Origin of the sequence: Sphingobium fluminis, from assembly GCF_037723805.1 — a bacterium.
Lineage (GTDB): Bacteria > Pseudomonadota > Alphaproteobacteria > Sphingomonadales > Sphingomonadaceae > Sphingobium.
This window is the reverse complement of the sequence record NZ_JBBJUK010000001.1, coordinates 421,746-447,474: the sequence shown is the minus strand read 5'-3', so window position 1 is coordinate 447,474 and position 25,729 is coordinate 421,746. Positions and strand designations below refer to the sequence as shown.

25 protein-coding genes are annotated in these 25,729 nt (G+C 64.2%); 13 read left to right on the top strand and 12 right to left on the bottom strand.

Features of this window, described 5'->3' with window-relative positions; genetic code table 11:
• The 8 genes from WG907_RS02200 (at nt 1) to infC (ending at nt 6,454) form a co-directional block, all read left to right on the top strand.
• Nucleotides 1–297, top strand: a complete 297-nt coding sequence (locus WG907_RS02200) for a nucleotidyltransferase family protein (RefSeq protein ID WP_340230946.1) — start codon at nt 1–3, stop codon at nt 295–297.
• Nucleotides 297–647: a HepT-like ribonuclease domain-containing protein gene (locus WG907_RS02195; RefSeq protein WP_340230945.1), complete on the top strand. Its 351-nt coding sequence runs from the start codon at nt 297–299 to the stop codon at nt 645–647. Before WG907_RS02200 ends, WG907_RS02195 begins: the two co-directional genes overlap by 1 nt.
• On the top strand, nt 644–1,888 hold the full coding sequence (gene coaBC, locus WG907_RS02190) for a bifunctional phosphopantothenoylcysteine decarboxylase/phosphopantothenate--cysteine ligase CoaBC (RefSeq protein ID WP_340230944.1): 1,245 nt from the start codon (nt 644–646) through the stop codon (nt 1,886–1,888). The genes WG907_RS02195 and coaBC overlap by 4 nt, the downstream gene beginning before the upstream one ends.
• A complete protein-coding gene (gene dut / locus WG907_RS02185; RefSeq protein WP_340230942.1) occupies nt 1,869–2,324 on the top strand; it encodes a dUTP diphosphatase in 456 nt (151 codons plus the stop codon). The genes coaBC and dut overlap by 20 nt, the downstream gene beginning before the upstream one ends.
• Nucleotides 2,321–3,088 (top strand): HesA/MoeB/ThiF family protein, encoded by a 768-nt coding sequence (locus WG907_RS02180; RefSeq protein WP_340230940.1) that lies wholly within the window; start codon nt 2,321–2,323, stop codon nt 3,086–3,088. The genes dut and WG907_RS02180 overlap by 4 nt, the downstream gene beginning before the upstream one ends.
• Nucleotides 3,076–3,441: a DsrE family protein gene (locus WG907_RS02175; RefSeq protein WP_340230939.1), complete on the top strand. Its 366-nt coding sequence runs from the start codon at nt 3,076–3,078 to the stop codon at nt 3,439–3,441. The genes WG907_RS02180 and WG907_RS02175 overlap by 13 nt, the downstream gene beginning before the upstream one ends.
• Before the next feature lie 372 nt (nt 3,442–3,813).
• The gene (gene thrS, locus WG907_RS02170) at nt 3,814–5,793 is read left to right on the top strand and encodes a threonine--tRNA ligase (protein ID WP_340231794.1); all 1,980 of its coding nucleotides are present in this window, start codon (nt 3,814–3,816) and stop codon (nt 5,791–5,793) included.
• A 127-nt stretch (nt 5,794–5,920) separates the two neighbouring features.
• Entirely contained in the window at nt 5,921–6,454 is a 534-nt protein-coding gene (gene infC, locus WG907_RS02165) for a translation initiation factor IF-3 (protein ID WP_340230938.1), read from the top strand.
• Between the two features lie 65 nt (nt 6,455–6,519).
• Here infC and WG907_RS02160 read toward each other — a convergent pair whose 3' ends face one another.
• Complete coding sequence (locus WG907_RS02160; protein ID WP_340230937.1) at nt 6,520–7,773, bottom strand: hypothetical protein; 1,254 nt, start codon at nt 7,771–7,773, stop codon at nt 6,520–6,522.
• Between the two features lie 112 nt (nt 7,774–7,885).
• On the opposite strand from WG907_RS02160, the gene xth reads away from it, so the two are divergent.
• Nucleotides 7,886–8,710: an exodeoxyribonuclease III gene (gene xth / locus WG907_RS02155; protein ID WP_340230936.1), complete on the top strand. Its 825-nt coding sequence runs from the start codon at nt 7,886–7,888 to the stop codon at nt 8,708–8,710.
• On the opposite strand, the gene msrA is transcribed toward xth, so the two are convergent.
• The 8 genes from msrA to WG907_RS02115 form a co-directional block, all read right to left on the bottom strand.
• Entirely contained in the window at nt 8,686–9,357 is a 672-nt protein-coding gene (gene msrA, locus WG907_RS02150; RefSeq protein WP_340230935.1) for a peptide-methionine (S)-S-oxide reductase MsrA, read from the bottom strand. The two genes, xth and msrA, sit on opposite strands and share 25 nt — an antisense overlap.
• Entirely contained in the window at nt 9,344–9,502 is a 159-nt protein-coding gene (locus WG907_RS02145; RefSeq protein ID WP_340230934.1) for a hypothetical protein, read from the bottom strand. Before WG907_RS02145 ends, msrA begins: the two co-directional genes overlap by 14 nt.
• A 195-nt stretch (nt 9,503–9,697) precedes the next feature.
• On the bottom strand, nt 9,698–10,900 hold the full coding sequence (locus WG907_RS02140; protein WP_340230933.1) for a pyridoxal phosphate-dependent aminotransferase: 1,203 nt from the start codon (nt 10,898–10,900) through the stop codon (nt 9,698–9,700).
• A 271-nt stretch (nt 10,901–11,171) separates the two neighbouring features.
• Nucleotides 11,172–11,795, bottom strand: coding sequence for an aminotransferase class IV (locus WG907_RS02135; protein ID WP_340230931.1), 624 nt, complete (start codon nt 11,793–11,795; stop codon nt 11,172–11,174).
• Nucleotides 11,796–11,825: 30 nt separating this feature from the next.
• Nucleotides 11,826–13,007: an aminodeoxychorismate synthase component I gene (pabB, locus tag WG907_RS02130; protein WP_340230930.1), complete on the bottom strand. Its 1,182-nt coding sequence runs from the start codon at nt 13,005–13,007 to the stop codon at nt 11,826–11,828.
• Nucleotides 13,008–13,056: 49 nt separating this feature from the next.
• Nucleotides 13,057–14,385, bottom strand: a complete 1,329-nt coding sequence (locus tag WG907_RS02125) for a glycosyltransferase (protein WP_340230929.1) — start codon at nt 14,383–14,385, stop codon at nt 13,057–13,059.
• 108 nt (nt 14,386–14,493) lie between these two features.
• Nucleotides 14,494–16,734 (bottom strand): O-linked N-acetylglucosamine transferase family protein, encoded by a 2,241-nt coding sequence (locus tag WG907_RS02120; protein ID WP_340230928.1) that lies wholly within the window; start codon nt 16,732–16,734, stop codon nt 14,494–14,496.
• A 105-nt stretch (nt 16,735–16,839) separates the two neighbouring features.
• Nucleotides 16,840–20,244, bottom strand: coding sequence for an acyl-[ACP]--phospholipid O-acyltransferase (locus WG907_RS02115; RefSeq protein ID WP_340230927.1), 3,405 nt, complete (start codon nt 20,242–20,244; stop codon nt 16,840–16,842).
• A gap of 139 nt (nt 20,245–20,383) precedes the next feature.
• On the opposite strand from WG907_RS02115, the gene WG907_RS02110 reads away from it, so the two are divergent.
• A complete protein-coding gene (locus tag WG907_RS02110; protein ID WP_340230926.1) occupies nt 20,384–20,980 on the top strand; it encodes a TetR/AcrR family transcriptional regulator in 597 nt (198 codons plus the stop codon).
• On the opposite strand, the gene WG907_RS02105 is transcribed toward WG907_RS02110, so the two are convergent.
• Entirely contained in the window at nt 20,977–21,537 is a 561-nt protein-coding gene (locus WG907_RS02105) for a histidine phosphatase family protein (RefSeq protein WP_340230925.1), read from the bottom strand. The two genes, WG907_RS02110 and WG907_RS02105, sit on opposite strands and share 4 nt — an antisense overlap.
• A 208-nt stretch (nt 21,538–21,745) precedes the next feature.
• Here WG907_RS02105 and WG907_RS02100 point away from each other — a divergent pair, with 208 nt between their 5' ends.
• The 3 genes from WG907_RS02100 to WG907_RS02090 all read left to right on the top strand — a co-directional run bounded on the left by WG907_RS02100 (nt 21,746) and on the right by WG907_RS02090 (nt 25,147).
• Nucleotides 21,746–21,973 carry a CbtB domain-containing protein gene (locus tag WG907_RS02100; RefSeq protein WP_340230924.1) on the top strand — a complete coding sequence of 76 codons (228 nt, stop codon included), beginning with the start codon at nt 21,746–21,748 and terminating at the stop codon, nt 21,971–21,973.
• A gap of 3 nt (nt 21,974–21,976) precedes the next feature.
• Complete coding sequence (locus tag WG907_RS02095; RefSeq protein WP_340230923.1) at nt 21,977–22,720, top strand: CbtA family protein; 744 nt, start codon at nt 21,977–21,979, stop codon at nt 22,718–22,720.
• Nucleotides 22,721–22,930: 210 nt separating this feature from the next.
• Nucleotides 22,931–25,147, top strand: a complete 2,217-nt coding sequence (locus tag WG907_RS02090; protein ID WP_340230922.1) for a putative bifunctional diguanylate cyclase/phosphodiesterase — start codon at nt 22,931–22,933, stop codon at nt 25,145–25,147.
• 20 nt (nt 25,148–25,167) lie between these two features.
• Here WG907_RS02090 and WG907_RS02085 read toward each other — a convergent pair whose 3' ends face one another.
• Nucleotides 25,168–25,416, bottom strand: a complete 249-nt coding sequence (locus tag WG907_RS02085) for a hypothetical protein (RefSeq protein ID WP_340230921.1) — start codon at nt 25,414–25,416, stop codon at nt 25,168–25,170.
• A 24-nt stretch (nt 25,417–25,440) separates the two neighbouring features.
• Nucleotides 25,441–25,716: an HU family DNA-binding protein gene (locus WG907_RS02080; RefSeq protein ID WP_340230919.1), complete on the bottom strand. Its 276-nt coding sequence runs from the start codon at nt 25,714–25,716 to the stop codon at nt 25,441–25,443.
• Between the last annotated feature and the right edge of the window lie 13 nt (nt 25,717–25,729).

Here is a 25,729-nt window from a genome sequence, read left to right as displayed (position 1 = left end):
ATGACCCGCGAGGAAGCCATTGCCCGGATCAAGCCGCATGAGGCCGAACTGCGCGCCGCGGGCATCACCGCGCTCGCGCTGTTCGGATCGGTCGCGCGCGGCGACAATCGAGAGGATTCGGACGTCGACCTGATGTGCGAGATCGACAAAGGTCAAGTCGTCAGCCTTCTGGATTTTATCGGCTTGCAATTGCAATTGGAAAAGCTGCTGGGCAAGGATGTCGATCTTGCGGAGCAGGACATGCTGATGCCCACTATCGCCCGCCATGCCGCTCAAGACATGATAACCATCTTCTGATGCTGCCGGAAGAGCGTGATCTGGCTGTCCTTCAGACGATTCTCCTGCTCATCGAGCGGATCAGGGCGCATATGGGCAAGGTGTCTGCGGTCAGTTTCGTCGAAAGCGACGATGACATTGACCTGCTCGCTTATCGCCTTTCGATGATAGGAGAATATGCAAACAAGCTGTCGGAACGTTTGCGAGAGCGACACGCCCACATGCCATGGACGGCGATGACAGGATTGCGCAACATCGTGGCTCACCAATATCGGCGAGTAACGCCAAGCCGTCTGTGGGATACAGCCGCCAATGATCTCGGCTCGCTTGAACAGCTATGCGTGGAGGAAATCAAATCGCTCGAGTCATGACCCAGCGCATCCTCCTCATCGTCTCCGGTGGCATCGCGGCCTACAAGTCGCTCGAACTCGTCCGCCTGCTCAGGCGCAAGGGCATCGCCGTGCGCGCCGTGCTGACGGAAAGCGCGGAAAAATTCGTCACCCCGCTCTCGCTCGGCGTGCTGACGGAGGATCATGTCTTCGGACAATTGTTCGACCTCAAGGAAGAGCGCGAGATCGGCCATATCCAGCTCAGCCGGCAGGCCGACCTGATCGTCATCGCCCCCGCCACCGCCAATATCCTGGCGAAGATGGCGAACGGCATCGCCGACGATCTCGCCACCACGATCCTGCTCGCCACCGACAAGCCGGTGCTGGCCGTGCCGGCGATGAACGTGCGGATGTGGCATCACCGGGCGACCCAGCGCAATCTGGAGCGGCTCCGCGCCGACGGCATCCACATCATGGAGCCGGACGATGGCGACATGGCCTGCGGCGAATATGGCAAGGGCCGCCTGCCCGAACCCGAAGCGATCGCGCGCGAAATCGAACGGCTGCTCGCTCTTCCCCCCTTGCCCGATCCGCTCACGGACCAACCCGACTTCGCTCCGCCCCCCAACAAAGGCGGGCTGGCCGGGCGGCACGTCCTCATCACTGCCGGCCCCACGCATGAACCGATCGATCCGGTGCGCTTCATCGCCAACCGCTCGTCGGGCAAACAGGGTTTCGCCATTGCCGCCGCCGCCGCGCAGGCCGGGGCGCGGGTCACGCTGGTGGCGGGGCCGGTCGCCCTGCCGACCCCGGCCGGGGTGAAGCGGGTCGATGTCGAAACCGCGCGCGAGATGCTAGGCGCGGTCGAGGCCGCGCTGCCCGCCGATGTCGCGATCATGGTCGCGGCGGTGGCCGACTGGCGCACGGCCGATGCCGTCGGCCAAAAGATCAAAAAGGATGGCTCCGGCGCGCCCGCTCCGCTGGCTCTCGTCGAAAATCCCGACATTTTAGCGACGCTTGGCACCTCGTCCAGCCGCCCCGCCCTGCTGATCGGCTTCGCCGCCGAAACCCAGAATGTCACCGAACATGCACAAGCCAAGCTTGCGAAAAAGGGCGCGGACTGGATCGTCGCCAATGACGTGTCTGGCGATGTAATGGGTGGCGAGACCAACGCGATCCATATCGTCACCGCCGACGGCGTGGAAAGCTGGGCCGACATGCCCAAGGCCGCCGTCGCCAGCCGCCTCATCGAAAAGGTCGCCAATGTCTTTCGCGCCGATTGAAATCCGCCTGAAGCGTCTGTCTCATGGACAGGGCCTGCCCGTACCCGCCTATGCCACTGCGCACGCGGCGGGCATGGACGTGGTGTCGGCGGAAGACCTGACCCTGCCCCCCGGCGGTCGTCATGCCGTCGCGACCGGCTTCGCCATGGCCATTCCCGAAGGCTATGAGGTGCAGGTCCGCCCGCGCTCGGGCCTCGCGCTCAAACATGGCATTTCGCTGCCCAACACGCCGGGCACGATCGACGCCGATTATCGCGGCGAACTCAAGATCATCCTCATCAACCTTGGCGACCAGCCCTTTGTCATCGCGCGCGGCGACCGCATCGCGCAACTCGTCGCCGCGCGGGTCCAGATCGCCACCTTCGCCGAAGTCGAGATATTGGACGACACTGCGCGCGGGTCCGGCGGCTTCGGATCGACCGGTATCGCCTCATGACCATGACCGACGCGCAGCTGGAGCGCTATGCCCGCCATATCGTGCTCAAGGAGATCGGCGGCGCGGGGCAGGCGCGGCTGCTGTCGGCCGACGTCGCGGTGATCGGCGCGGGTGGCATCGGCAGCCCGGCGATCCTCTATCTGGCGGCCGCCGGGGTCGGCACGATCCGGGTGATCGACGACGATCATGTCGCTTTGTCCAATCTCCAGCGCCAGATATTGTTCGGCACCGCCGATATCGACGCGCCCAAGGCGGAACGGGCGATGGCGGCGGTCGCGCGGATCAATCCCGATGTGAAGCTCATCCCGATCAATATGCGGATCGACGCCGACAATGCCCGCCTGATGCTGCGTGATGCCGATGTGGTGCTCGACGGCTGCGACAGTTTCGCAACCCGGCTGGCGGTGGCGGACGCCGCCCATGGCTTGCGCATCCCGCTGGTCTCGGCGGCGGTCGGCCCGTTCGAGGGACAACTCGCCACCTATCGCGGCTGGGAAGCGGACAAGCCTTGCTATCGCTGCCTCGTCGGTTCGCCCGAGGATGCGCCAGAGCGCAATTGCGCCGAAACCGGCGTGATCGGCGCGCTGACCGGCGTAATGGGCAGCCTCGCCGCGCTCGAAGTGATCCGCGCGCTGGTGCCCTTCGGCACCGACATGGCGGGCCGGCTGCTCATCGCCGACCTGCTCTCGATGCGCTTCCGTTCGCTCGACGTCGCCAAGGACCCAGCCTGTCCCGCCTGCGCCGTGGAACTATGCGGGACTTAAGGATCGTCGTCACGACGGCGGACGCGGAACGGTTTCGCGGCGCGCTGGTGCTGGCGTCGGCGCAGGCAGCTTTGGGTGGCGAAGCGGCGATCTTCCTGCAACTCGACGCGGTGGCGCTGCTGCGCGCGCCGCTGGGCGCTCCCGAAGACGAAGCACATGGCCGCGCCGGATTGCCGACTCTGACGGCCCTGCTGGCCGAAGCCTTGTCGCTCGGTGTCGCCGTCACGGCCTGCCAGAGCGGGCTGGCACTGGCCGCATTGTCGGCGGCCGATCTGCCGGACAGCGTGGAGGCGGGCGGCCCGGTGGCGTTCCTGCAAGCGACAAGTGACGAGGCACGGCTACTGATCGCCTGACCGCGAACATGTCCAACCCCTCACCCGTCATTCCCGCGAAAGCGGGAATCCATCTCGTCCCACGCCACTGGTTTGCATGCATGCACCCCCTGTCCTACAGCCACCCCGCCATGCGATAAGGCTCGCCCACCAGCTCTTTCACATCGTCCGCTCAGTCCACCCAGACTTTCCGATAGGATCAACGCCGCGCAATAAATGGGCGAAATATGCGGGAAATATGCGAAGTTAAGCCCTTCGACGGCCTCCCACCCCTACGCCCGCGCGCCCTTCCCTTGACAGGCCAAGCCGCCCATCTAAGGGATCAGGCGCGAAAATTGCGCCAGCAGCCCACTATTGCCCTGCCTCCGATCGGAAAGACAACCCGTGTCCGCCATGCTCAACATCACCCTGCCCGACGGTTCCGTGCGCCAGGTCGCGCCCGGCACCACCCCGGCGGACATTGCGGCGGCGATCGGGCCGGGTCTTGCCAAGGCGGCGATCGCCGCGCGGATCGATGGCGAACTGCGCGACATCATGCGACCGCTGGTACAGGATTCCCATCTCGCGCTGGTGACGGCCAGGGATGAAGTTGACGCGCTCGAACTGGCGCGGCACGATTTCGCGCATATCCTCGCCGAAGCGGTGCACGCGCTGTTTCCCGGCACCCAGATCACCTTCGGCCCGTCGACCGACGACGGCTTCTATTATGACTTCGCGCCGAAGGATCGCCCCTTTACCGAAGAGGACCTCCCCGCGATCGAAGCGAAGATGCGCGAGATCATCGCCGCCGACAAGCCGCTGGTGCGCGAGGAGATCGACCGCGACGTGCTGATCGCCAAATGGCGCGCGGCGGGCGAAACCTTCAAGGCGGAATGGGCCGCCGAACTGCCCGGCGACGAGCCGCTGACGGTCTATCATAGCGGCGACTGGTACGACATGTGCCGCGGCCCCCACCTCGCCTCGACCGGCCGGGTCGATCCGGCGGCGTTCAAGCTGACGCGCGTGTCGGGCGCTTACTGGCGCGGCGACCAGAAAAACGCGATGCTTTCGCGCATCTACGGCACCGGCTGGCTCAACAAGAAGCAGCTTGCCGCGCATCTCATGCGCCTCGAAGAAGCGGCCAAGCGCGACCATCGCAAGATCGGCCAGGAAATGGACCTGTTCCATCTTCAGGCCGAAGCGCATGGCAGCGTGTTCTGGCATCCCAAGGGCTATCTGATCTGGCGCGAACTGGAAGCCTATATGCGCCGCGCGATCGACAAGGCCGGCTACCGCGAGGTCAAGACGCCGCAGGTGATGGACGCGCGCCAGTGGGAGCAGTCGGGCCATTGGGGCAAATATCGCGAAAATATGTTCGTGATCCCCGATGAGGTCCCGAACGTCGACGACGAAGGCCCGATCGTCTCCGACGACGCCGACTGGATGGCGCTCAAGCCCATGAACTGCCCGGCCCACGTCCTGATCTTCCGCCAGGGCATCAAATCCTATCGCGACCTACCCTTGCGCCTTTATGAAAATGGCTGCTGCCATCGCAATGAACCGCATGGCGCGCTCCATGGCCTCATGCGCGTGCGCCAGTTTACACAGGACGACGCGCACATCTTTTGCCGCGAGGACCAGATCGTCGCCGAAGTCCGCGCTTTCTGCGCGCTGGCCGACCGCATCTACAAGGATTTCGGCTTCACCTACTCGATCAAGCTGGCGCTGCGTCCCGACAAGCGCTTCGGCACCGAAGAGATGTGGGACATGGCCGAAACCGAATTGCGCGAGGCGGTGGTCAGCGCCGGTCTCGCCACGGCCGACTATGGCTGGGAAGAATTGCCGGGTGAAGGCGCTTTCTACGCGCCCAAGCTCGAATGGCACCTGACCGACGCGATCGGGCGGACCTGGCAGGTCGGCACGATCCAGTCGGACCGGGTGCTGCCCGACCGACTCGACGCCTCCTATGTCGCGGAGGATGGCGAGCGCCACCGGCCGGTGATGCTCCATCGTGCGATATTTGGCAGTTACGAGCGCTTCATCGGCATATTGGTCGAACATTTCGCCGGCAAGCTGCCGCTATGGCTCGCGCCGGTGCAGGCTGTGGTCGCGACCATCGTGTCGGATGCGGACGACTATGCCGCGCAACTGGTCGAGCGGCTGAAAGCCGCGGGCATCCGCGCCGAACTTGATGCCCGCAACGAGAAGATCAATTACAAGGTGCGCGAGCATAGTCTGGCCAAGGTGCCCAACCTGCTGGTCGTCGGGCGGCGCGAGGCGGAGGAAGGCACCGTCGCGCTGCGCGTGCTCGGCAGCGAGGGACAGACGATGCTTTCAGGCGACGACGTCGTTTCCCGGCTTGCAAATGAAGCGCTGCCGCCCGATATGCGTTGAGGCAGCAATGCCACAGGGTCGGTGATTCCGTCGTGACGGAACCGCCGACCCCTTTCGGCTTTGTGCAAAAGCCGCTAAGAGCCGTTCGTTTTTCACGACTATAGGAGAGTCTGCTATACCTCCCCCGATGATGCGCCGCCCGCTGGCGCCGCCGCCGAAGTCCGGCCCTCGCTATAATGAATTCATCACCGTGCCCAAGGTCCGTGTGATCGACGAGGAAGGCGAAAATCTGGGCGTGATGTTCACGCAGGAGGCAATCGAGCAGGCAGCCGATGTCGGCCTCGATCTCGTCGAAGTCTCGCCGACCGCCGACCCGCCGGTCTGCAAGTTTCTGGACATCGGCAAGTTCAAGTACGAAGCCCAGAAAAAGGCGAATATCGCCCGCAAGACCCAGAAGACGCAGGAACTCAAAGAGATCAAGATGCGTCCGAACATCGACGATCATGATTATGATACGAAGATGAAGAAGGTCCATGATTTCATCGGCGATGGCGACAAGGTGAAGATTACGCTGCGCTTCCGTGGCCGCGAACTCTCGCACCAGCAGCTCGGCATGGCCCTGTTGCAGCGGGTGGCGGAAAATGTCGCCGAAGTCGCAAAGGTCGAAGCCTATCCGCGCATGGAAGGCCGGCAGATGCTGATGGTATTGTCGCCCAAATAGGCGTCGGTGCGACGATCGGGCAGGAAGCCGGAAACCGGCTGTCCCACCCGGTTGGAACGCCTATATCAAAAGTTCAGATTGATCATAGCGCCCAGCATTGTCGGCGACAGGCAGATGATGATCACCAACAGCCGGGCATAGCGCCAGCGCGGATCGAAACGAGCGACAGCCATGGTCGCCGCCAGCGCCACGCCCGGCCATAATATATTATAATAACGTGTCTGCATGATGGTGAGATCGCCCAGCGTCAGATAGCTGCGCCAGCCGAACCCGAAATGAATCGCCATCAGGGCGGCAAGTCCTATCGCATAGGCGATACCCCATGGCCGCGATTCCCGGTAGCGCAAGCCCATCGCAGCCAGACCAAGCGGTGTAAGAACGCCGAGGACCGCGACCGGCAAAGCGTGGGAAAATTCCGACGCGGGCCATTTCAGCACCAGCCCCTTGAAGAACCAGCTCGCAAAACCGAGCAGGTCGAGATGGAGCCGCTGGGCGACCGGTATCCGCCACAAGGCTTCGTTGACCCAAAGGAGCTGGCCGGTTCGCATGAAGGTGACGAGATAGGGCACCGCTCCCACCGTGACGCCGAGGGCAGCGAGCAGCACGCGCCGATCCGGCAGCTTCATCCTGCCTGCAAGAATTTCGATGCCCAGCCACGCGCCCGCGACAGCCGCTAGACCGATAAAGGCCGTGAGTTTCGTCCAGCCGGCGATCGCCAGCCCCGCCATTATCCACCAGGCGGCGCCAGGCAGTCCCAGCATCCCGCCAAACAGCGCGGCGCCCGCGAAGGCGGCAAGATTGTCGTTATTGACCATTCCGCCGACCACGGCCGCCTTGGGAAAGCTGGCGGCAAAAATCGCGAACAATTCCGACGGAACGACATCCGGGGTAAAATGACGGCGCGCGGCGACCATCACGATCGCGAGGGCCGAGGTCGAAATGACCACGTTCACGAGGCGAAAGACGACGGGATCGTTCGAGAGCGACATCAGGGGCGCCAGCAGCAAATAATAAAGCGATGGATGATTGATATAGTTGGACGTCGCCGACCACTGCGTGAGATCATCGGGTCGCAGGATCAGATATTCGCTCCAGTCGGGAAACAAGGTGGGATGCTCATACTGGGCGCGGATCACCGACAGATGCTGAAGCTCGTCGACCTGGGACGGGAACGGGACCAGAAAGACGACGATAAGCGTCATAAGGACGAAAACCGCGAGCGCGAACAGCATCGGCCTTGGCAACATGCCCGCCAACAGCCGGGCGTTTTTCGCGCGCGGCAAGTAAGGTCGGACAGCGGACAGGGATGGCGAGTTCATGCAGGCACCATTCATGGTTTCCCCCCGCCTGTCGCACGTTAGCCTTGATATTTCGTTTTCAACGGCAACGCCATGACCGGAACGACTTGCCTGCCGCCGATGTTCATCGGCAATGAAGATTGCCACCTATAATGTGAACGGGGTCAATGGGCGCTTGCCGGTGCTGCTACGCTGGCTGGGCGAGTCTCAGCCGGACATTGTCTGCCTTCAGGAACTGAAGGCTCCGGACGAACGCTTCCCCGAGGCTGAGATCAGGTCGGTGGGCTATCACGCGATCTGGCATGGACAGAAAAGCTGGAACGGCGTCGCGATCCTGAGCCGGGTCGGATCGATCGAGGAAACGCGGCGCGGGCTGCCCGACGATCCCGACGAAACCCAGAGTCGCTATATCGAAGCGGCGGTCAACGGCCTCTTGATCGGCGGGCTTTATCTGCCCAATGGCAATCCACGGCCTGGACCCAAATTCGACTATAAAATGCGCTGGTTCGACCGGCTGATCGATCATGCTGCGGCGCTGCTGGAATCGGGACTGCCGGTCATGCTGGTTGGGGACTTCAACGTCATGCCGACGGAACGCGACGTCTACAAACCCGAACGTTGGATGGACGACGCGCTATTCGCGCCCGAGGTGCGCGCCGCCTATGCCCGGCTGCTGGAGCAGGGCTGGACCGATGCGCTGCGGGCGATGCATCCGGACGAGACGATCTACACATTCTGGGATTATTTCCGCAACGCCTTTGCGCGAAATGCAGGGCTGCGGATCGACCATCTGCTGCTCAGCCCGCCGCTGGCTGCACGCCTGAAGCAGGCGGAGGTCGACAGTCATGTCCGCGGGTGGGAGAAGAGCAGCGATCACGCGCCGGTGTGGATCGAGCTGAACGACACGCCCAGGCGACGACGACGCGGCCCCGCTCAGGCGGAGGGTCTGGCGCGGTAGAGCGCGGGATACATCGCCTTGAACGCCGCGAGTTTGGGCGCATCCCAACGCTGGATATAGGGATGTCGCGGGTTTCTTGTCATGAAATTCTGATGGCCCGCCGCTGCATCCTGAAAACCGGTGAAACGCTCGATCTTCGTCACGATCGGCCCGCGCCAGAGATCGGATTTCCCGAGCTGCGCAAGATAGGCGCTGGCCGCCTGCTGCTGCTGCGCGTTGAGCGGGAACAGCGCGCTGCGATATTGAGTGCCATGGTCGGGGCCTTGATAGTCGAGCGTCGTCGGATCGGCGATCACCGAAAAGAACACGCGCAACAAAGTGCCATAGCTGACGATCCTGGGGTCATAGGTGACACGAACCGATTCGGCATAGCCGGTATCGCCTGCGCTCACCGCCTCATAATCGACCTTCCGTCCCTTCGGGCCACCGGCGAAACCCGACTTGACGAGATGGACGCCGTTCACATGGGAAAAAACGCCCTCGACACCCCAATAGCAGCCGCCCGCGAAGACCGCCGTTTCGAGGGCCTGATTCGGTTTCGCATCCACTGTCGGGACCGGCGCGTGCACCACGCGCTCCGCACGCAGGGGTGACGCGACGGCGAGCGCCGCGAGAATGACAAGGCAGATGCCGTCAGAGCGCTGCATTGCCGCTAGGGGTCGCCGTGGAGGCAATGGCGGACGTGCTGAGAGCAGGCGGCTCATTGGGCTGAAGTACGAACACTCCGACCGCTCCGATGGCAAAGCCACCCAGAAAGCGAAGGAACAGTTCGGATCTCAAAAACGCCAACATGGCCAGTGCCTTTCTTGTCTCTTATCGGCATCAGCCGGTCGACTAAACGATCTCGCCTTGCTCGCCGCTGAACCGGCACGAGGGACGAAACCATTATTTCAGTTTTATTACGCAACGGGTATATAGCGCCCTTCTCGCTATCCACAAGACGGCGCGAAGGGAAAAGGACCGTTTCGAATTTAATGCGCGCGACGATTATTTCAGCGCGGCGCAGGCCTCCTGGATTCGCGTGCAGGCCTTTTTCAGCACTTCGTCAGACGTGGCATAGCTGATGCGGAAAGCCGGCGAGAGACCGAAAGCGCCGCCATGGACCGCCGCGACCTTCGCTTCGTCGAGGAAATAGCCGATCAGCGTTTCGTCGCTGTCGATCCTCACCCCCTTGGGCGTGGTCCTGCCGATCAGGCCGCTGGCGTCGGGATAGACGTAGAAAGCGCCCTCCGGCGTCGGGCAGTCGAGGCCGGGCGCATCGTTCAGCATCGCGACGACCATATCGCGGCGCTTTTTGAAGGCGGCGTTGCGGTCTTCCAGGAAATCCTGGGGTCCGGTGAGCGCGGCGACGGCGGCCGCCTGGCTGATCGAACAGGGATTGCTGGTCGATTGCGACTGAAGCTTGCCCATCGCCTTGATGATCCATTCGGGGCCACCGGCAAAGCCGATCCGCCATCCGGTCATCGAAAAAGCCTTGGAGCAGCCGTTGACCGTCAGTGTACGGTCGTACAGCTCCGGGCACACCTGCGCGATGGTGGCGAAGGGCGTGGGCGCGTACCAGACATGTTCGTACATATCGTCGGTCATCACCAGCACATGGGGGTGGCGAAGCAGCACCTCGCCCAGCGCTTTCAACTCAGCCGCCGAATAGGCCGCGCCGCTGGGGTTGGACGGCGAGTTCAGCATCACCCATTTGGTGCGCGGCGTGATCGCGGCGTCCAGTTGCGCCGGAGTGATCTTATACCCCTGCCGCGCGGGGCCCTCGATGAACACCGGCGTGCCGCCCGCGAAATTGACGATATCGGGATAGCTGACCCAATAGGGCGCCGGGATGATGACTTCGTCGCCCGCATCGACAGTCGCGACCAGCGCGTTGAACAAGGTGTGCTTGCCGCCCGAATTGACGCTGATCTGATTGCGGGCATACTCGATGCCATTGTCGCGCTTGAACTTGAAGGCGACCGCATCCTTGACCGCGCTCGTGCCGTCGACATCGGTGTAGCGCGTCTGATTGCCCCGGATCGCGGCGATGCCGGCTTCCTTGACGAAATCGGGCGTATCGAAATCGGGCTCCCCCGCCGACAGGCCGATCACGTCCACGCCTTCGGCTTTCAGCGCATTGACCCGCGCGCTCATGGCGAGCGTGGCGGAAGGCTGGATGCGACCGAGGGCGGCGGAAGTCTGGCTCATGATGCGAATCTTTCCTGGAATTTCCCCTAACCCGCTCAGCCGAGCGGACGCGGCGTCCCTTAGGCCGCAAAGCCGGTCGGGGCAACCGCCAGTTCGCGGTCGGTGGCGCGCTGCGCGGTTAGGGTCTGTTTGGAAATGCGCCTCTTGGTGCATCCGCACCAGCCCTCACCCCCACCCGACCGCCCAGACATGATATCCTGATGGGCGGTCGGGTGGGGGTGAGGGCTGGTGCGGCCTGAAATGCGCGACCAAGCGCATTTCAAACAGACTCTCAGCGCGCGAGCGTCGCCGACACCATGCCGCGTGCAGCATTGCCGATGAAGAAGCCATTTTCAAGGTCATAGGGTCGCAGGTCGCCCTCGACCGCCTCGCCCATTTCCAGCAGGCTTTGCCGCAGGATACCGGGCAGCAGCCCGCGCGACAAAGGCGGCGTCACCAGCTTGTCGCCGCGTTCGACGAAGATCGATGAAAAACAGCCTTCGGTCAGATAGCCTTTGGCATCGGTCATCAACACTTCGAACGTGCCGCCGCGTTGCAGCGCGTCGCGATAGATCGAACGGTCGGTGGTCTTGAAGCGCAGGCGAGGATCGTCGGCGGGCGCGCGGCGCGGCACCACCGCCACCTGCATGATCGGTTCGGGCCAGGTGCGATAATCGCGCACCTCGATCGCCAGTGCGCCGCCACGCGACGCGAGCAGGCGCAGGCGGCTGGCCACCCGCAGGCGGAAGGTCGCCGCCTGCAATTCATTGCGCGCGGCATGTCTATCGAAGGCGAAGCCCAGTTCGTCCGCCGCCCGTTTCAGCCGCGACAGATGCAGATCGAGCATGCGGATGCCGTCGACGGGATCGAAAGCCATGGTTTCGAGCAGATCAAACCGACCGTCAGCCAATGCCATCCAACCTGTTCAAACTCCGCCACGTCACGTTCAGGCCGGGACCAGGAAGCGGCCCTTTGCCAGGCATTCCGCCCATTCCGATGCAGGATCGGAATCCGCGACGATGCCCGAACCAAGGCCCAGGCGCCCCACGCCTGTGCCCTCTTTGACCGAAATGGTGCGGATGGCAACATTGAACGCGGCGTCCCCTTCCGGGTCGATCCATCCCATCGTGCCGGTATAGACGCCACGCGGACCGGTCTCGATCAAGTCGATGATCTCCATTGCCCGCACTTTCGGCGCGCCGGTGATCGATCCGCAGGGAAACAGAACGCGCAGTACGTCAACCGGCGACAGGCCCGGCAGAATGCGGCCGCGCACGGTCGACACCATCTGGTGCACGGTCGGATAGGTTTCGACCTTGAACAGTTCGGGCACCGTCACCGACCCGGCACGCGCGACGCGGGACAGATCGTTGCGCAGCAGATCGACGATCATCAGATTTTCGGCGCGCTGCTTCGCGTCGGCGACGAGTTCGAGCGCCAGCGCCGCGTCGCGCGCCGGATCAGGATCACGCGGAGCGGTGCCCTTCATCGGCCGCGCGGTCAGTTGCCCGCGCACCTGGCTGAAGAAAAGTTCGGGCGAGAAAGAGAGGATGGCGTGTTCGCCGGTGCGAATGACGCCGCCATAGCCGGCAAGCGCGCGCGGGCGCAGCGCGGCGAACAATGCCATCGGATCGCCGGAAAAATGCACGTCGCAGGGAAAGGTCAGGTTGACCTGATAAATGTCCCCCGCGCGGATCAAATCCTGCACCCGTTCGAATGCGGCGCGATACGCGGTCTCGTCGATCAGTGGCGTCAGCGCGGAAACCGCCGCGCCGTCGGCATCCGGGAGCAGGCCGGCGACCTCGCCGGGTGGGATCAGCCGGCATCCTTCGAACAGGCCGAACCACAAGAGCGGTTCACCCGCGCCACCAGGTTGAACGCGTGGCCGCGCCGCCAGAGAAAGGAGCCGGTCCTCGAAGGCGAGACCCGCTTCATAGCTGAGGAAGCCGGCGGCATGGAGCCCGGCCTCGCGCGCGTCGGCGAGGCGATCGAGCGCGGGCTGCACCTCGTCCGCGCTGTGGGCGACGATCGTCGCCACAGGATCGCGATACAGCCGCGCCGGCGCCGCGCGCGGGGTGCGCGCGTCGTCGAACAGGGCGAAACATTCGGTCGGTCCGGGGAGGCGCATGCCCTTGTCTTAACAGGCTTTGCGCCGCGCGAAAGGGCGATGCGAACGGTTAGGCGGCGAGGCGCAGGTCGGGTTTGGACAATAGAGCGAGCAGCGAAATGCGGTTGAAGAACCACATGCGCTCGACCGTCAGGCCGCTATATTTGCGGACCGTATTGGTGAAGGTATAGGGCGTATACCACACATTATGGTCCGGGTGCACGACCTCCACGAACGTCTGCGTTCCCTCGACATAGTCGAAATGCTCCGACCGGCACTGAAAGGCGTCGGGCACCGACATGAAGTAGCAGGGCGAATCGATCGCCTGCAACTGTTCCAGAAATTCGGCGACATTGGCGACATGCTCCATGACTTCGGGCACGAGAACCATGTCGTAGGAGCCCTTTATATCCTCCATCCGCGAATAGAGAGTACCGCTGGTGAGCGGCGCGAGTTGCTCCAGCGCCTCGACATGCGGATCGAAGCCGTCGAGCTGCGCGCAATAGGGTTCGAGCGCGAGATGCAACGAGGTCGCGGGGTCGGTGATCGGCCAGTCCGCGCAGCCGATATGCAGGACGCGCTTGCCCTGGCAGAGCTTGCCGAACACGTCGAGCCGGTTGAGGCCGACAATGTCGCTGGACACTTCGACGCGCTGGACGAAATAGGGGTCGTGCCGGGTTTCGAGCGCGGAGCCGACTGCCGATACGACTGGTTCGGCGGGCGAGGGGTCGGCGATCCCGGCGGGCGACTGCGTGACTGTGCCAAAATCATGGCGATGGATTTCGTCATAGGCCCGGCGCGTCGATCCCCAGAGCTGATGGGCATAGACAGGGTCGCTGCCCTCATAATTCGCGCCGGAAAAATGTTGCGGAATGAAATAGTGGCTCGGGTAGATGCGCAGCTTCGAATAGGCATATTTGCGATAGCTGTCGGTCAGCCGCTGCGGCCCGACCGTCTCCCATGCCATCCTGTCGATCACGGTCGGCTCCGCCGCGATGTCGTCGATGATTTGGCGAAGGAACGGATTGCCGGCCACGCTGCCGAAATAGCCGGCCGCGATCAGGCCGGGTCGTACGATCTCATTTTCCCAGCAGGCGAAAGCTTCGCAATCGAGCAGCGATTCGGGCAAAGGGCGTAGGGCAATGCTGTCGGCGTCGACCAAGATGCCGCCATGGGCATGGAGTATCTCCCAGCGCATCATGTCCGCAACGCCATTGAGTTCGCGGTCGAACATGGCGGTCATATGCCGGCGGTTGGCCCATTCCATCCCCTCCAGTTCGGCATTGCCCCACAACAGGAAATCCCAGCCGGGATTCATCGACTGCCAGGTCTCGATGCAATTATCCGGCCGCTTGGAGTCATCGCCGACCCAGATGAAGTGAATGAGCTTGGGGATCATGATCAGGGTCCTGCCTTGGATATGCGCCGGAGGCCGGCGGAGGAGCCGTGGCCACGGTAAAAAGGTAAAGCGAAATGCCTAATTTTTCCTTTCCGTGGGGCGGCGGCGTCAGTCTATCCAGATGGCGGCGGGTTCCAGTCCGTCGAGCCGACGCTGATGCGCCGCCACATAGGCAGCCTCGATATGTCGCGCATAGGTCGCGGTGTCGAACAGCGCGGAGGATTGACGGTTAACGGCCAGCCGCGATTTGAGCGCGGCGAGTTTGCCCGGCGATTGCGCCAGTTCGAGCGCCTTCGCTTCATAATCGGCTTCCGAACCGGCGATGAGGTCAGGCAGATCGATCGCGGTCAAAAGGCTCGCGCCCACCCGCGCGGCGAACTGTCGGCCCGGCATCGTCAGGACCGGCAAGCCGGCCCAGAGCGCATCGCTGGCCGTGGTGTGCGCGTTCACGATAAAGCTGTCGAGGAAAAGATCCGCATGGCGGTGACGGGCGAGATGATCGGCATGGCTCCGTTTTTCGGCAAAGACGAGCCGCGCCGGATCGATGCCGCGCGCCTGCGCCTCCCGGCGAAGATTCGTCTCTGCCCAAGGGTTGGAACGGATCAGCCACAGGACGCTGCCCTCGACCCTGGCCAGCAGGCGCATCCAGATCGAGAATTCGCGCGGGGATATCTTCCAGTTCTGGTTGAACGAACAAAAGACGAAGCCCTCCGCCGGCAGGCCGAGGCTGGTGCGGTCCTCGGCGCACTGGCCGATGACGCGCCGGTCGTCATTGGGCTGATAGCTACCGGGCAGGCGGATGACCTGTTCGCTATAATATACTTCCTGTCCGGACGGAATAACCACGGGGTCGGCGATGATATAGTCCAGGAAATCGCCACCGATCGATCCGGGATAGCCCAAATAGCCGATCTGCACCGGGGCCATCCGCCCGGCGAAAAGGGCGGGCCGGGCGTCGCGTGTATGCCCTTTGAGGTCGATCGCGATATCGAGGGCATGGCGGCGGGCGAGGTCGATCGCTTGATCGTCGGTGAGGAAGCGGATGTCGTGGAAGGCGTCGAGATGCGGCCTGATCGCGTCGCGCGCGCCCTCGCCATCGTCCGCGCCGAGGCTGAAGGCATGGATTGCGAAACGATCCCTGTCATGCGCCCGCAGCAGCCCGCTCAGCAGGTGCAGCGTAGCATGGTCGTGGAAGTCGGCCGAGAAGTAGCCAATGCGGATCTTTTCGCCCGGCTCGGGTCGCGGAAGCGGCAGGACCCGGCCCGGCTGCGCGGCATGCGCCACGATCCGGGAGCGGGCGAGCTGGCGCGCGGGATCATCCTCGAACGGGAGGGCGATGAAGGGCGGGATCGGATCGCTGCCGCGCACCGCGTGAACCGGCAAGGCGGCAAAGCTGTCGCGGCCAGACCAGTCGCATAGATGCGCTTCGAGATAGAGCAGCTGCGCGCGCAGATGGGTATCATCGGGCGCAAGCTGGATCGCGCGGTCGAAGGCGACATGGGCCTCGTCCAGCGCGCCGCCCAGCGTCAGGGCGTTGGCCAGATTGACATGGGCCTTGGCTGTGTCGGACTCGATGGCCGTCGCCTGGCGAAAGACCGCGATGGCCGCGTCCCGGTCGCCAAGTTCCAACCGTGCATAGCCCAGATTATTCAGCGCGTCATAATGATCCGGCCTGATCGCCAGCGTCCGCGCATACAGGTCGACCGCCTCGGCGAACGCCTTTCGTTCGCGATGGATATTGCCCAGATTATACAGCGCATCGACATAATCCGGCTTGAACGCGAGCGCCGCGCGATAGCTGGCGATCGCCTCGTCATATCGATCCTGAAGGCCAAGGAGGTTGGCGAGATTATAATGCGCTTCGGCATGGTCGGGCTGGATGGCGATCGCCGCCGCATAGCAACGCTCTGCATCCGCGAGCCTGCCCTGCCGCCGCAACGCGATGCCCAGATTGCTTTGGTTCGCGGCGTCACGCGGATTGTCGGCCAGCGCCTTGCGAAACGCTTTTTCCGCAAGGATCGCATCATCGAGGCCGAGATAGGCGGCGCCCGACAGGCCATGCAAAGCGGAAACCTGCGGAAACCGCGCGATCAGGGCCTCGGCCCGCCGCGCCATTTTCGCATAGTCGCCCTGCGCATGGAGCGTCCCGATTGCACCGACCTCCGCCTGGAGAGCCGACATGTCCGAACCGGCCGCCGGATCAAGCCGCGACAATCCTTCCGCAGCGCGCCGATTCTGGGGATAGCGGCTCAACAGGTCGGCGAGCAAACGGCGCGCCTCCTGCGGATCGCCCCGTCTCTCGGCCTGCCTGGCTTTCGAAAATAGGATTTCCAGTCCACTACTCGGCATCGGTCCACCCTGCTGCGGCATTCGTTGCGCCGCAGCTTAGGAAGCAGCCGATAAAAGATGGTTAACGATATCCTTGCGTCCGGCCGGCACACGCCCCGCGCGCGCCTATGAAGCCGCGCTCGCCGCCAGCGCGCCCATCGTCACATAATCGAGCTTCCCGGTTCCCAACACCGGCAGCGCGTCGACCGGGCGAATGTCGCGCGGGATGGCAAGTTCGGTGACGCCGTTCGCCCGTCCCCAGCCTTGCAGGTCCGCCGCTTTGGCATCCTTCCGCGTCGTGAAAAGAACGAGCTGCTCGCCCTTGCGCGGGTCCGGGCGCGTGACCACGGCATGCTCGGCATCGGGCCAGAGCGCGGCGGCATAGCCCTCCACCGCCGGCAGCGAGATCATCTCGCCGCCGATCTTGGCGAAGCGCTTGGCGCGGCCCCGGATCGTGACGAAACCGTCCTCATCGATGGTCACGATGTCGCCGGTGTCGTGCCAGCCGCCTTGCGGCGGTTGCAACTGGCCGGGCGCATCGGCCTTCATATAGCCGGTCATGATGTTGGGGCCACGGATCGACAGGCGACCGCCCTCAGTGATGCCGGGCACAGCGTCCAACCGCGGTTCGATCCCCGGCAGCAGACGGCCCACGGTGCCGGCGCGGAAATGCATCGGCGTGTTGACCGCGATCACCGGCCCCGCCTCGGTCGCGCCATAGCCCTCAAGGATGCGCAGGCCGAATTTTTCGGCATAGGCCTTGCGGGTTTCGTCACGCACCCGCTCGGCGCCCGCGAAGATGTAGCGCAGCGAGTAAAAGTCATAGCCATGCGCCATGCGGGCATAGCCCGACAGGAAGGTGTCGGTGCCGAACAGGATCGTGGCATTGCTGTCATAGGCGAGCGCCGGCACGATCCGGTAATGGAGCGGGCTTGGGTAAAGCAGCGTCTTCACCCCGTGCAGGATCGGCAGCAGCGTGCCGCCGGTCAGGCCGAAGCTGTGGAACACGGGCAGCGCATTCAGCACCGTATCCGCCGTGTTGAAATCGATCCGCGCCGCGAGCTGACGGCAATTGGACAGGAGGTTGCGGTGGCTGAGCACCACGCCCTTGGGCAGGCCCTCCGACCCGCTGGTGAACAGGATGACGGCCGGCGCATCCGGCGTGATGCGGAGGCGCTTGTGGCCCCGCGCGACAAAGCGGCTCGCGACGAGCGCCCGCAATTTGGCGGCGGCACCGATCGATGCGCCAATATCCTCCAGCCACAGGATAGCGATCCCATCGGCTTCCAACGCCGCGACCACCTCGGTGAGCTTGCCCTGCGTCACAAAGGCGCGGGCCGTGACGATCGTGCGGATCGCGGCGGCGGTGCAGGCCGCCTTCAGGTTGGTGAGCCCCACCGTATAATTCAACATTGCCGGCACGCGTCCATGCGCCTGAAGCGCGAAGAAGGTGGCGACCACCGCCGACACATTGGGCAGCAGCACGCCCACCGCCTCGCCCTGTACCGTCGCGGCGGCGAGCGGCCGGCCCAGGGCCAGACTGCCAGTCACGAGCCGGCCATAGGATAGGGGCTCGCGCTTGACGTCTTCCACCACCGCGGCCTTGGTCCCGTGAATATGCCGCGCCTCCAGCAGCGCCTCGAACAAGGTCTCGTCGGTGCGGGAGGTGGCGAAGATCATCGCGCTCATCTCGTCATACAGACGTCGGCCGGCGATCGCGCGGCGCGCGCGCGCGGTCATCTCGCCGTCGATCGCGAAGCGGCGCGGCGGCAGGACGGTCAGGCGGATCTTCGGGAAAGTGCGCAGCCGCACCCGGCCACGCAGCCGCGAAAAAGGCGTATATTGCGCGCCGTCGATGCGGACCGGGATGATCGGCGCATCGGCCTTGTCCGCGACCATGCCGGGGCCGTCGAATATCTTCATCAGCGCGCCGGTCACCGTGATCCTGCCTTCGGGGAAGATGACGAGCGTGCGCCCCTCCCGCACGGCCTTGACCATCGCCTTGGCCGCCATCGGGTTGGTCGGATCGACCGGGAAGGCGTCGAACAGCGGCAGAAAAGGCTTGATCCACCAGGCTTTGGCAATGCGGGTATGGACCGCGAAGGTCGGCTTGCCGGGCAGGAATGCGGCCAGCAGCAACCCGTCGAGGAAGGACACATGGTTGACGACCACGACGGCCGGCGTACCGGCTGGCGGCATATGCTCCGCGCCCGCCACCTCGACGCGATAGAAGAGCCGGAGCGCCCCGCGAAACATCGCCTTGATGAGCGTTTCGGGGAGCAGCCAGCAGGAAATGAGCGCGATCGTCAACGTCGCAAAGCCCATCACGCCGATGATTCCGGGCACGGTCTCGCCCCGCGCCAGCATCATGGTGACCGCCAGGACGACCAGGACGCTGACGGCCGCATTGACGATATTGTTCGCCGCAATGGTGCGCGACCTTTCCTCGCGCGGGGCATGGGTCTGAAGGATGGCGTAGAGCGGGACGATGAACATGCCGCCGGCAAAGGCGATGCCGAACAGGTCGACGAGGATGCGCCAGCTTCCCGGTGACGCGACGAACGCCGTGATGCCGACATCGGTGGCGGTCGGGACATAGGCGGTGGTGGACAGCCAAAGATCGATCATGCACGCGGCAAGCGCCAGCGCCGAGATCGGCACGTAGCGCGCCGATATTTCGCCGCGCAGCAGCCGGTTGACCAGCAGCGACCCCAGCGCGACGCTCAACGAGAAAACCAGCAGAAACAAGGTGGCGACGTCCTGCTTCGCCTTGAGCACACCACTTACCAGCGGCGCGAATTCGGACAGCAGGACCGCGCCGACCGCGAAGAACCAGCTGATGCCGAGGATCGAGAGCCAGACGCCCCTGCCATGGCGAGCGGCCTTAAGGATGCGCCAGGTGCTGCGAAAAATATTGCGGTCGATATGCAGCCCTTGCGCCACCGGCGGCGCGGGCGGAACGGCGAAGCTAGCCAGCAGCCCAAGGACGGCGATGCCGATGGCGACAAGGCCGGCGGTCTGTGCGGGAATGACGCCCGCCAGCAGTTGGCCACCCAGAATGGCCAGGAACGTCCCCGCCTCGATCATCCCGGTGCCGCCCACCATTTCGTGCGGCCCCAGATGCTGGGGCAGGATCGAAAATTTGACCGGGCCGAACAGGGTCGAATGCAATCCCATCAGGAACAGACAGCCAAGCAACAGCGGCACCGATTGCAGCCAGAAGCCGATCAGCGCCAGCGTCATGATGACAACCTCCGCCGCCTTGACCGCGCGCACCAGCTTGGCCTTGTCCCACGCGTCGGCAATCTGTCCGGCCAGGGCCGAAAACAGGAAATAGGGCAGGATGAACAATCCGGTCGCGATCGTCGCCAGCAGTTCCGCCTTGTCCGGCTCCGCGCGGAACAGGCCGAAATTGGCGAGGAAGAGCAGCGCGAACTTCAGCAGATTGTCGTTGAACGCACCCAGAAACTGGACGACGAACAAGGGTGCGAAGCGGCGCTTGCCGAGCAATGACAGATCAGGTGCAGACATGGACGAACCCCCGTGATCGAAGCGGGCTAGCCGATAATGATGGCCAGCGCGTTAATCGCAGCTTCCGCATTAGGCATGAATTATACAGTGGTCAATTGATATATTAGACAGTGATCAATTTCCGTTTTACAGGATGTGCATGGGAAGACGATCCGACCATAGTCGTGCCGAGCTGGAAGCGATGATCCTGGCGGAGGGTCACGCCCATATGGCGCAGATCGGCTTTGCCCGCTTTTCCGCGCGAGAGGTCGCCAAGCGCGTCGGCTATGCGGTCGGCACCCTGTATAATATTTTCGGCAGCTATGACCGGCTGATCGCCGCGATCAACACGCGCACCTTCGATCTGTGGGCCGAACATCTGGAAAAAAGGCTGGCGACCGGCTCCGACGACCGGATCGCTGCGCTGGTCGAGGGCTATTTCAGCTTCGCCAGCGAGAATATGAACCTGTGGACCGCCATTTACGATCACCGCCTGCCCCCTGATATGCCAATCCCCGGGGCATTGGCCCAGCGGCGCGGCGCATTGACCGACATCGTCGTGCGCGAAGTGACTGCGGCATTACCGCCCGGTGCGCGGGATCGCGCGCCCCGCCTTGCCCGCTCGCTGGTCGCGACCGTCCATGGCCATTGCATCTTCGCGCTGACCGGCAGCTTCGCGCTGCTGGGCGAGGATGCACCGCTGGACATGGCGATCGCCCGGGTCAGGGAGTCGCTGCACGCGGCTGGCGCAGCCTAGCCGCAGCCGAGCGCCTGAAGCCGCCACTGCCGGTTCCAGCCGAGCCGCACGATGCCGAGCGGCGCGATATCGATCCGCAGGCTTGCCTCCAACGGCATGTCAATCGCCGCGGAGAGGGCGGCGCGGATCACCATGGGATGGGTAATCGCCCATAGCGGCCGATCGTGCATGATCTGCGCGGCCAGCCAGTCGGCCATGCGCGCGCGAACAGACGCCAGCGGTTCGCCGCCGGGCGCGCCAGCAGCAGGATCGGCCACCCACGTGGCCAGGCCGTCCGGATCGACCGCCATCATGTCGATCAACGTCCGGCCCGCCCACGACCCATGATCCATGTCACGAAGCGCGGGGTCGACGGTGGCGACCACACCCAAAGCCTCCGCCGTTTGCCGTGGCGCCAGCGCTGGACCCACAATATAGGGAATGTCTCTGGCGGGCGGACCCAGTGCCGCCAGTTTAGCGATGCCCCCCGCATCGATCGGTTCAGCCTCCGACGCGAAGCCGCCCTGCCGCATCATCCGCGTGCCGGCATGGCACTGCAATATCAGTTCGAATGCCATGGCATGCTCCACGATCGTTGACGTCCCGCATCAATCCGGCGTAGGGCGAAACGGCAAGACTGAGGAAGAAGCCGGTTCAATTCCGGCACGGTCGCGCCACTGTTAACGTGCCTGGGCTCGCCTTGTCGAGATTCAGCTACGGAAAGTCAGACCTTCCTCAGTCGATGGACCATCTACGGGACGCGCACATCCCGCAAGGAGACTGAACATGGCGGTTACCACGCTTTTTCCAGACGACGCCTTCATTCCGGTCGGCAACGGCACCGCGATCCCCCTTCGCGAGCTGCTGCCCTGGGCCATTTTCGGCCTGACCCTCGCGATGATCTTCCTCTATTTCGTCAGCACCGAACAGGGCGCCATGTCGCTGTTCAAGGGCATGTATGTGCATGAATTCGTCCATGACGGGCGGCACCTGCTCGGCTTTCCCTGCCACTGATCCGTGGCGCGGAACCTCCTGATCCGCGGCATGATTGCCGGCGTGATCGCCGCTGTGCTCGCGACACTGTTCGCGCGCCTTTTCGCTGAACCCCAGGTCGATCTGGCGATCGCCTTCGAATCCGGCCATGCCGCGATGGCCCATGCCATGAGCGCTGCGCCCGAACCTGAACTGGTCAGCCGCGCGACCCAGAAAGGCCTTGGCCTGCTGACGGCCGTGGTCCTGTATGGCGCGGCGGTAGGCGGCCTGTTTGCGCTGGTTTTCGCGGTCGCTTATGGTCGGGTGGGGCAGATCGGCCCACGATCGCTGGCGCTACTGCTTGCGGCCGGGGCCTTTGTCGCGGTCGCGCTCGTCCCCGCGCTCAAATATCCGGCGACGCCGCCCGCCGTCGGCCTGCACGAGACGGTCGGGTTTCGCACTCTTGCCTATTTCGCGATGATTGGGTCCTCGGTCGCGGCGCTGGTCCTTTCCATAAAGGCAGCGCGAGGCCTCGTTGGCCGGCTTGGCGCCTTCGACGCCATGCTGGCGGGCGCGGCGCTCTACCTCGCCGTGATCGTCGCGGCGCAGTTGGCGTTGCCCGCGATCGATGAGGTCCCCGGCGATTTCCCGGCGGTGTTGCTCTGGACCTTCCGAATCGCCTCGCTCGGGATGCAGGCCCTGTTATGGACCATCATCGGGCTGGTATTCGGCGCATTGGCCGAACGACAGTTGCGCGCCCATGCGCAGGCCCCGCGCCGCCTTCGCTGAGCCGGACATCGGTCCACTTTAATCGGGGCGATTTTCACCGGGCCTTAACCTTCCAAACCTACCCCGGTTCGAACATGGAACGGACCCCGTAATGAGCCGGCGACATCCGGTCGCGGCACGCGCGCCGACGCAGCGCCACCCCATAGGTTCAGCCGTGGATCGCTGGGCGTTCAGCCAAGGGGCGCGCACCAGGGCAGCGGACAAAGCATCATGCGGTCACTGAAGGACCTTATAGCCCGGCGTCCCGCGCGCCCTGCCCCCATCCGCCCGTCGCTTGCCCGCATGCCATGGTATGTGCCGCTGACCCATTTATGGCCCATCCTGTTGCTCGTCGGGCTGAGCCTGGGATGCCTGTTCGCGCTGCTGTTCCACCTGACGACCGTTCAGGACAGCATGGAGCGGGGACGCGAACGCCAACTGGTCGAAAATGCCTTCAGGACGGCGGCGACGATGACCCTGCGCGACATGCGTGATTATGCGATTTGGGATGATGCGGTCGTCCACCTCGTCCGCCGGTTCGACAGTGGCTGGGCCGACGATAATCTCGGACCCTATCTCGGCAAAAGCCAGGGGTATAGCTATGTCGTGGTTGTCGATGGCGCGGACAGGCCAACCTATGTGTTCGCCCACGGCGCTCGCTCGCATGCCCCCTTCGATGTCGGAAAAACGCTGGGACCGGCATTTGTGCGGACCCTCGCCGAGGTGGATTCGATCCATCCGGCGAACGCCTCTCGCGTCGGGTTCAGCCGCGCGGGCGACAAGCTCTATGTTTTTGCGGTCGCCGCGATCATTCCGCTCACGGACAAGGTCAGCCTGCCGCCCGGCCGCCGCCATGCGGTGCTTGTCGCAGCCGAAGTGACTCCCGCCTTCCTGGCGGGGCTGTCGCGCGACAACAGGACGCCGGCCCTGCAAGTCCTTAAAGAGGGCGTTCGGCAAAGTGGGGAAAGCATCGGCATAGGCGGCAGCGACGATATGCCGGTCGCCCGGATCGGCTGGACCGCCAGCCGCCCCGGCCTTGCGTTGCGCGACAAGATTTTTCCGGCATTTCTCCTCGTCGGCCTCTGCTCGCTGGCGGTGGGCTATATCATCCTGCGTCGGACCCGGCGAGGCATCGACGCGCTGCGCCTTAGCGAGACGCGCGCCCAGCATCTGGCATGCCGCGACATGCTGACCGGCCTGTTCAACCGGCGCGCTTTGCTCGACCACCTCCATGCTTGCCTGGATGCGGACACGCCGTTGCGCCTGCTCTATATGGATCTGGACGGTTTCAAGGAAACCAACGACGTCTACGGCCATGGCGCTGGCGATGAATTGCTGCGCGAAGTAACGCACCGGCTCAACCGCGCCTGCCCCCGCGCCGTCATGGTCGCGCGGGTCGGCGGCGACGAATTTGCGGTGCTGCTGCAAGGCATCGACGATGACGCCGCACGGCAGGCGCAATCGATCCTGACTCAATTCGAAGCGCCATTCATCGTCGGCGGCTATCGCGTGGCGCTCGGCATCAGCATCGGCATGGCGGCCAGCATAGCGGGCGACAGTGCGGAGGAACTGGTGCGACGCGCCGATGTCGCGATGTTCGCGGCGAAGGCTGGGGGCAAGAATTGCGCCCGCGCCTATGATCCGGCGCTCGATGCGGGACGTGAGATGCGAAAGCGGATGGAACAGGATCTGCGCCTCGCGATCGAGCGTCGCGAGATCGCCGTCGTCTTCCAACCGATCGTCGACGCCGGCCGGCAACAGATCGTCTGCGTCGAGGCGCTGGCGCGCTGGTCGCACCCCGATCATGGCGCGGTGCCGCCCCAGACCTTCATCTCGATCGCAGAGGAAAGCGGGCTGATCGTCGCGCTGGGCCGCGACGTACTGGTGCAGGCCTGCCGTCAGGCGCTCGACTGGACGGTGGACCTCGCGGTCAACCTGTCGCCCGCGCAATTCTGGGATCGCGGCCTTGGCCATACCATCCGTGACGTGCTGGCCGAAACCGGCTTTCCCGCGCACAGGCTGGAACTGGAGATTACGGAAGGCTATCTGCTGCGGCGCCCCGATGCGGCGGGTGAGATACTGGATCAGCTCCGGGCGACCGGCGTCCGCGTCGCACTGGACGATTTCGGCACCGGGTTCGCCAGCATCGGCTATTTGCAGCGCCTGCCCTTCGACCGGATCAAGATCGACCGCAGTTTCATCGCGCAGATCGACGAAGAGGCGGGCGCATCGGAACTGGCGCGGGCGATCGTGGCGATCGGCGATGCGCTGCGGCTTCCGGTGACGGCGGAGGGGGTCGAAACCGCTCGCCAGGCGATGGTCATGCGGCAAGCAGGCTGTGCGCGATTGCAAGGCTGGCTGTTCGGGCGGCCGATGGACGCAGCCGCGATGGCGGCGCATCTCGCCGTGCGCGGCGCCTTTCAATCGATGCGGGCAGCAACCGGGTAGAGGGCGCCGGCGGGCGCGATTTACTGCTCGCTTAAATGCATGAAGGTGCGCGCCGCATCGCGGTCGGCGGGGTCCTTGAACGCCTTGTCGAGGTCCGGCGCGCCGCCCAGCAGGAACAGCAGCGACCATAAGGCGAAGCGTCGACCCCGGTCCGTTTCCAGACCGAGGTCGACCTGCATGCGCTCGATACCGGCCGCCAGCGCGTCCGGCGGCACAGCCTCGATATCCACGACGCCGAAATAGCGATGAAGCTGGTCGTCCAGATTCATGGCCGGCTTCCGGCGATCGCGCGATCAGCCGTTGAGCTGGTCCTTGACAGCCTTGGCAGGCGTGAAGGTCAGCTTCTTGGACGCGGCGATCTGAATGGTCGCGCCGGTTGCGGGGTTGCGGCCCTCGCGCGCTGGCGAGTCCTTCACCTTGAACTTGCCAAAACCGCTGAGCGAAATTTCTTCGCCTTTCGAAGCTGCCTCGGCAATCGCGGCGAACACGCCGTCGACGATCGCGCGTGCATCGGCCTTGGAGATGCCGCCGGTCGCGGCCACGCTGTCGGCGAGATCACTATTGTTCATGGAGGTGCCTTTC

Excerpts from the sequence above, each read along its gene's own strand:
- WG907_RS02200 (WP_340230946.1), top strand. The coding sequence starts at position 1 with ATGACCCGCGAGGAAGCCATTGCCCGGATCAAGCCGCATGAGGCCGAA.
- WG907_RS02195 (WP_340230945.1), top strand. The coding sequence starts at position 297 with ATGCTGCCGGAAGAGCGTGATCTGGCTGTCCTTCAGACGATTCTCCTG.
- coaBC (WP_340230944.1), top strand. The coding sequence starts at position 644 with ATGACCCAGCGCATCCTCCTCATCGTCTCCGGTGGCATCGCGGCCTAC.
- dut (WP_340230942.1), top strand. The coding sequence starts at position 1,869 with ATGTCTTTCGCGCCGATTGAAATCCGCCTGAAGCGTCTGTCTCATGGA.
- WG907_RS02180 (WP_340230940.1), top strand. The coding sequence starts at position 2,321 with ATGACCATGACCGACGCGCAGCTGGAGCGCTATGCCCGCCATATCGTG.
- WG907_RS02175 (WP_340230939.1), top strand. The coding sequence starts at position 3,076 with ATGCGGGACTTAAGGATCGTCGTCACGACGGCGGACGCGGAACGGTTT.
- thrS (WP_340231794.1), top strand. The coding sequence starts at position 3,814 with ATGCTCAACATCACCCTGCCCGACGGTTCCGTGCGCCAGGTCGCGCCC.
- infC (WP_340230938.1), top strand. The coding sequence starts at position 5,921 with ATGATGCGCCGCCCGCTGGCGCCGCCGCCGAAGTCCGGCCCTCGCTAT.
- WG907_RS02160 (WP_340230937.1), bottom strand. The coding sequence starts at position 7,773 with ATGAACTCGCCATCCCTGTCCGCTGTCCGACCTTACTTGCCGCGCGCG.
- xth (WP_340230936.1), top strand. The coding sequence starts at position 7,886 with ATGAAGATTGCCACCTATAATGTGAACGGGGTCAATGGGCGCTTGCCG.
- msrA (WP_340230935.1), bottom strand. The coding sequence starts at position 9,357 with ATGCAGCGCTCTGACGGCATCTGCCTTGTCATTCTCGCGGCGCTCGCC.
- WG907_RS02145 (WP_340230934.1), bottom strand. The coding sequence starts at position 9,502 with ATGTTGGCGTTTTTGAGATCCGAACTGTTCCTTCGCTTTCTGGGTGGC.
- WG907_RS02140 (WP_340230933.1), bottom strand. The coding sequence starts at position 10,900 with ATGAGCCAGACTTCCGCCGCCCTCGGTCGCATCCAGCCTTCCGCCACG.
- WG907_RS02135 (WP_340230931.1), bottom strand. The coding sequence starts at position 11,795 with ATGGCATTGGCTGACGGTCGGTTTGATCTGCTCGAAACCATGGCTTTC.
- pabB (WP_340230930.1), bottom strand. The coding sequence starts at position 13,007 with ATGCGCCTCCCCGGACCGACCGAATGTTTCGCCCTGTTCGACGACGCG.
- WG907_RS02125 (WP_340230929.1), bottom strand. The coding sequence starts at position 14,385 with ATGATCCCCAAGCTCATTCACTTCATCTGGGTCGGCGATGACTCCAAG.
- WG907_RS02120 (WP_340230928.1), bottom strand. The coding sequence starts at position 16,734 with ATGCCGAGTAGTGGACTGGAAATCCTATTTTCGAAAGCCAGGCAGGCC.
- WG907_RS02115 (WP_340230927.1), bottom strand. The coding sequence starts at position 20,244 with ATGTCTGCACCTGATCTGTCATTGCTCGGCAAGCGCCGCTTCGCACCC.
- WG907_RS02110 (WP_340230926.1), top strand. The coding sequence starts at position 20,384 with ATGGGAAGACGATCCGACCATAGTCGTGCCGAGCTGGAAGCGATGATC.
- WG907_RS02105 (WP_340230925.1), bottom strand. The coding sequence starts at position 21,537 with ATGGCATTCGAACTGATATTGCAGTGCCATGCCGGCACGCGGATGATG.
- WG907_RS02100 (WP_340230924.1), top strand. The coding sequence starts at position 21,746 with ATGGCGGTTACCACGCTTTTTCCAGACGACGCCTTCATTCCGGTCGGC.
- WG907_RS02090 (WP_340230922.1), top strand. The coding sequence starts at position 22,931 with ATGCGGTCACTGAAGGACCTTATAGCCCGGCGTCCCGCGCGCCCTGCC.
- WG907_RS02085 (WP_340230921.1), bottom strand. The coding sequence starts at position 25,416 with ATGAATCTGGACGACCAGCTTCATCGCTATTTCGGCGTCGTGGATATC.
- WG907_RS02080 (WP_340230919.1), bottom strand. The coding sequence starts at position 25,716 with ATGAACAATAGTGATCTCGCCGACAGCGTGGCCGCGACCGGCGGCATC.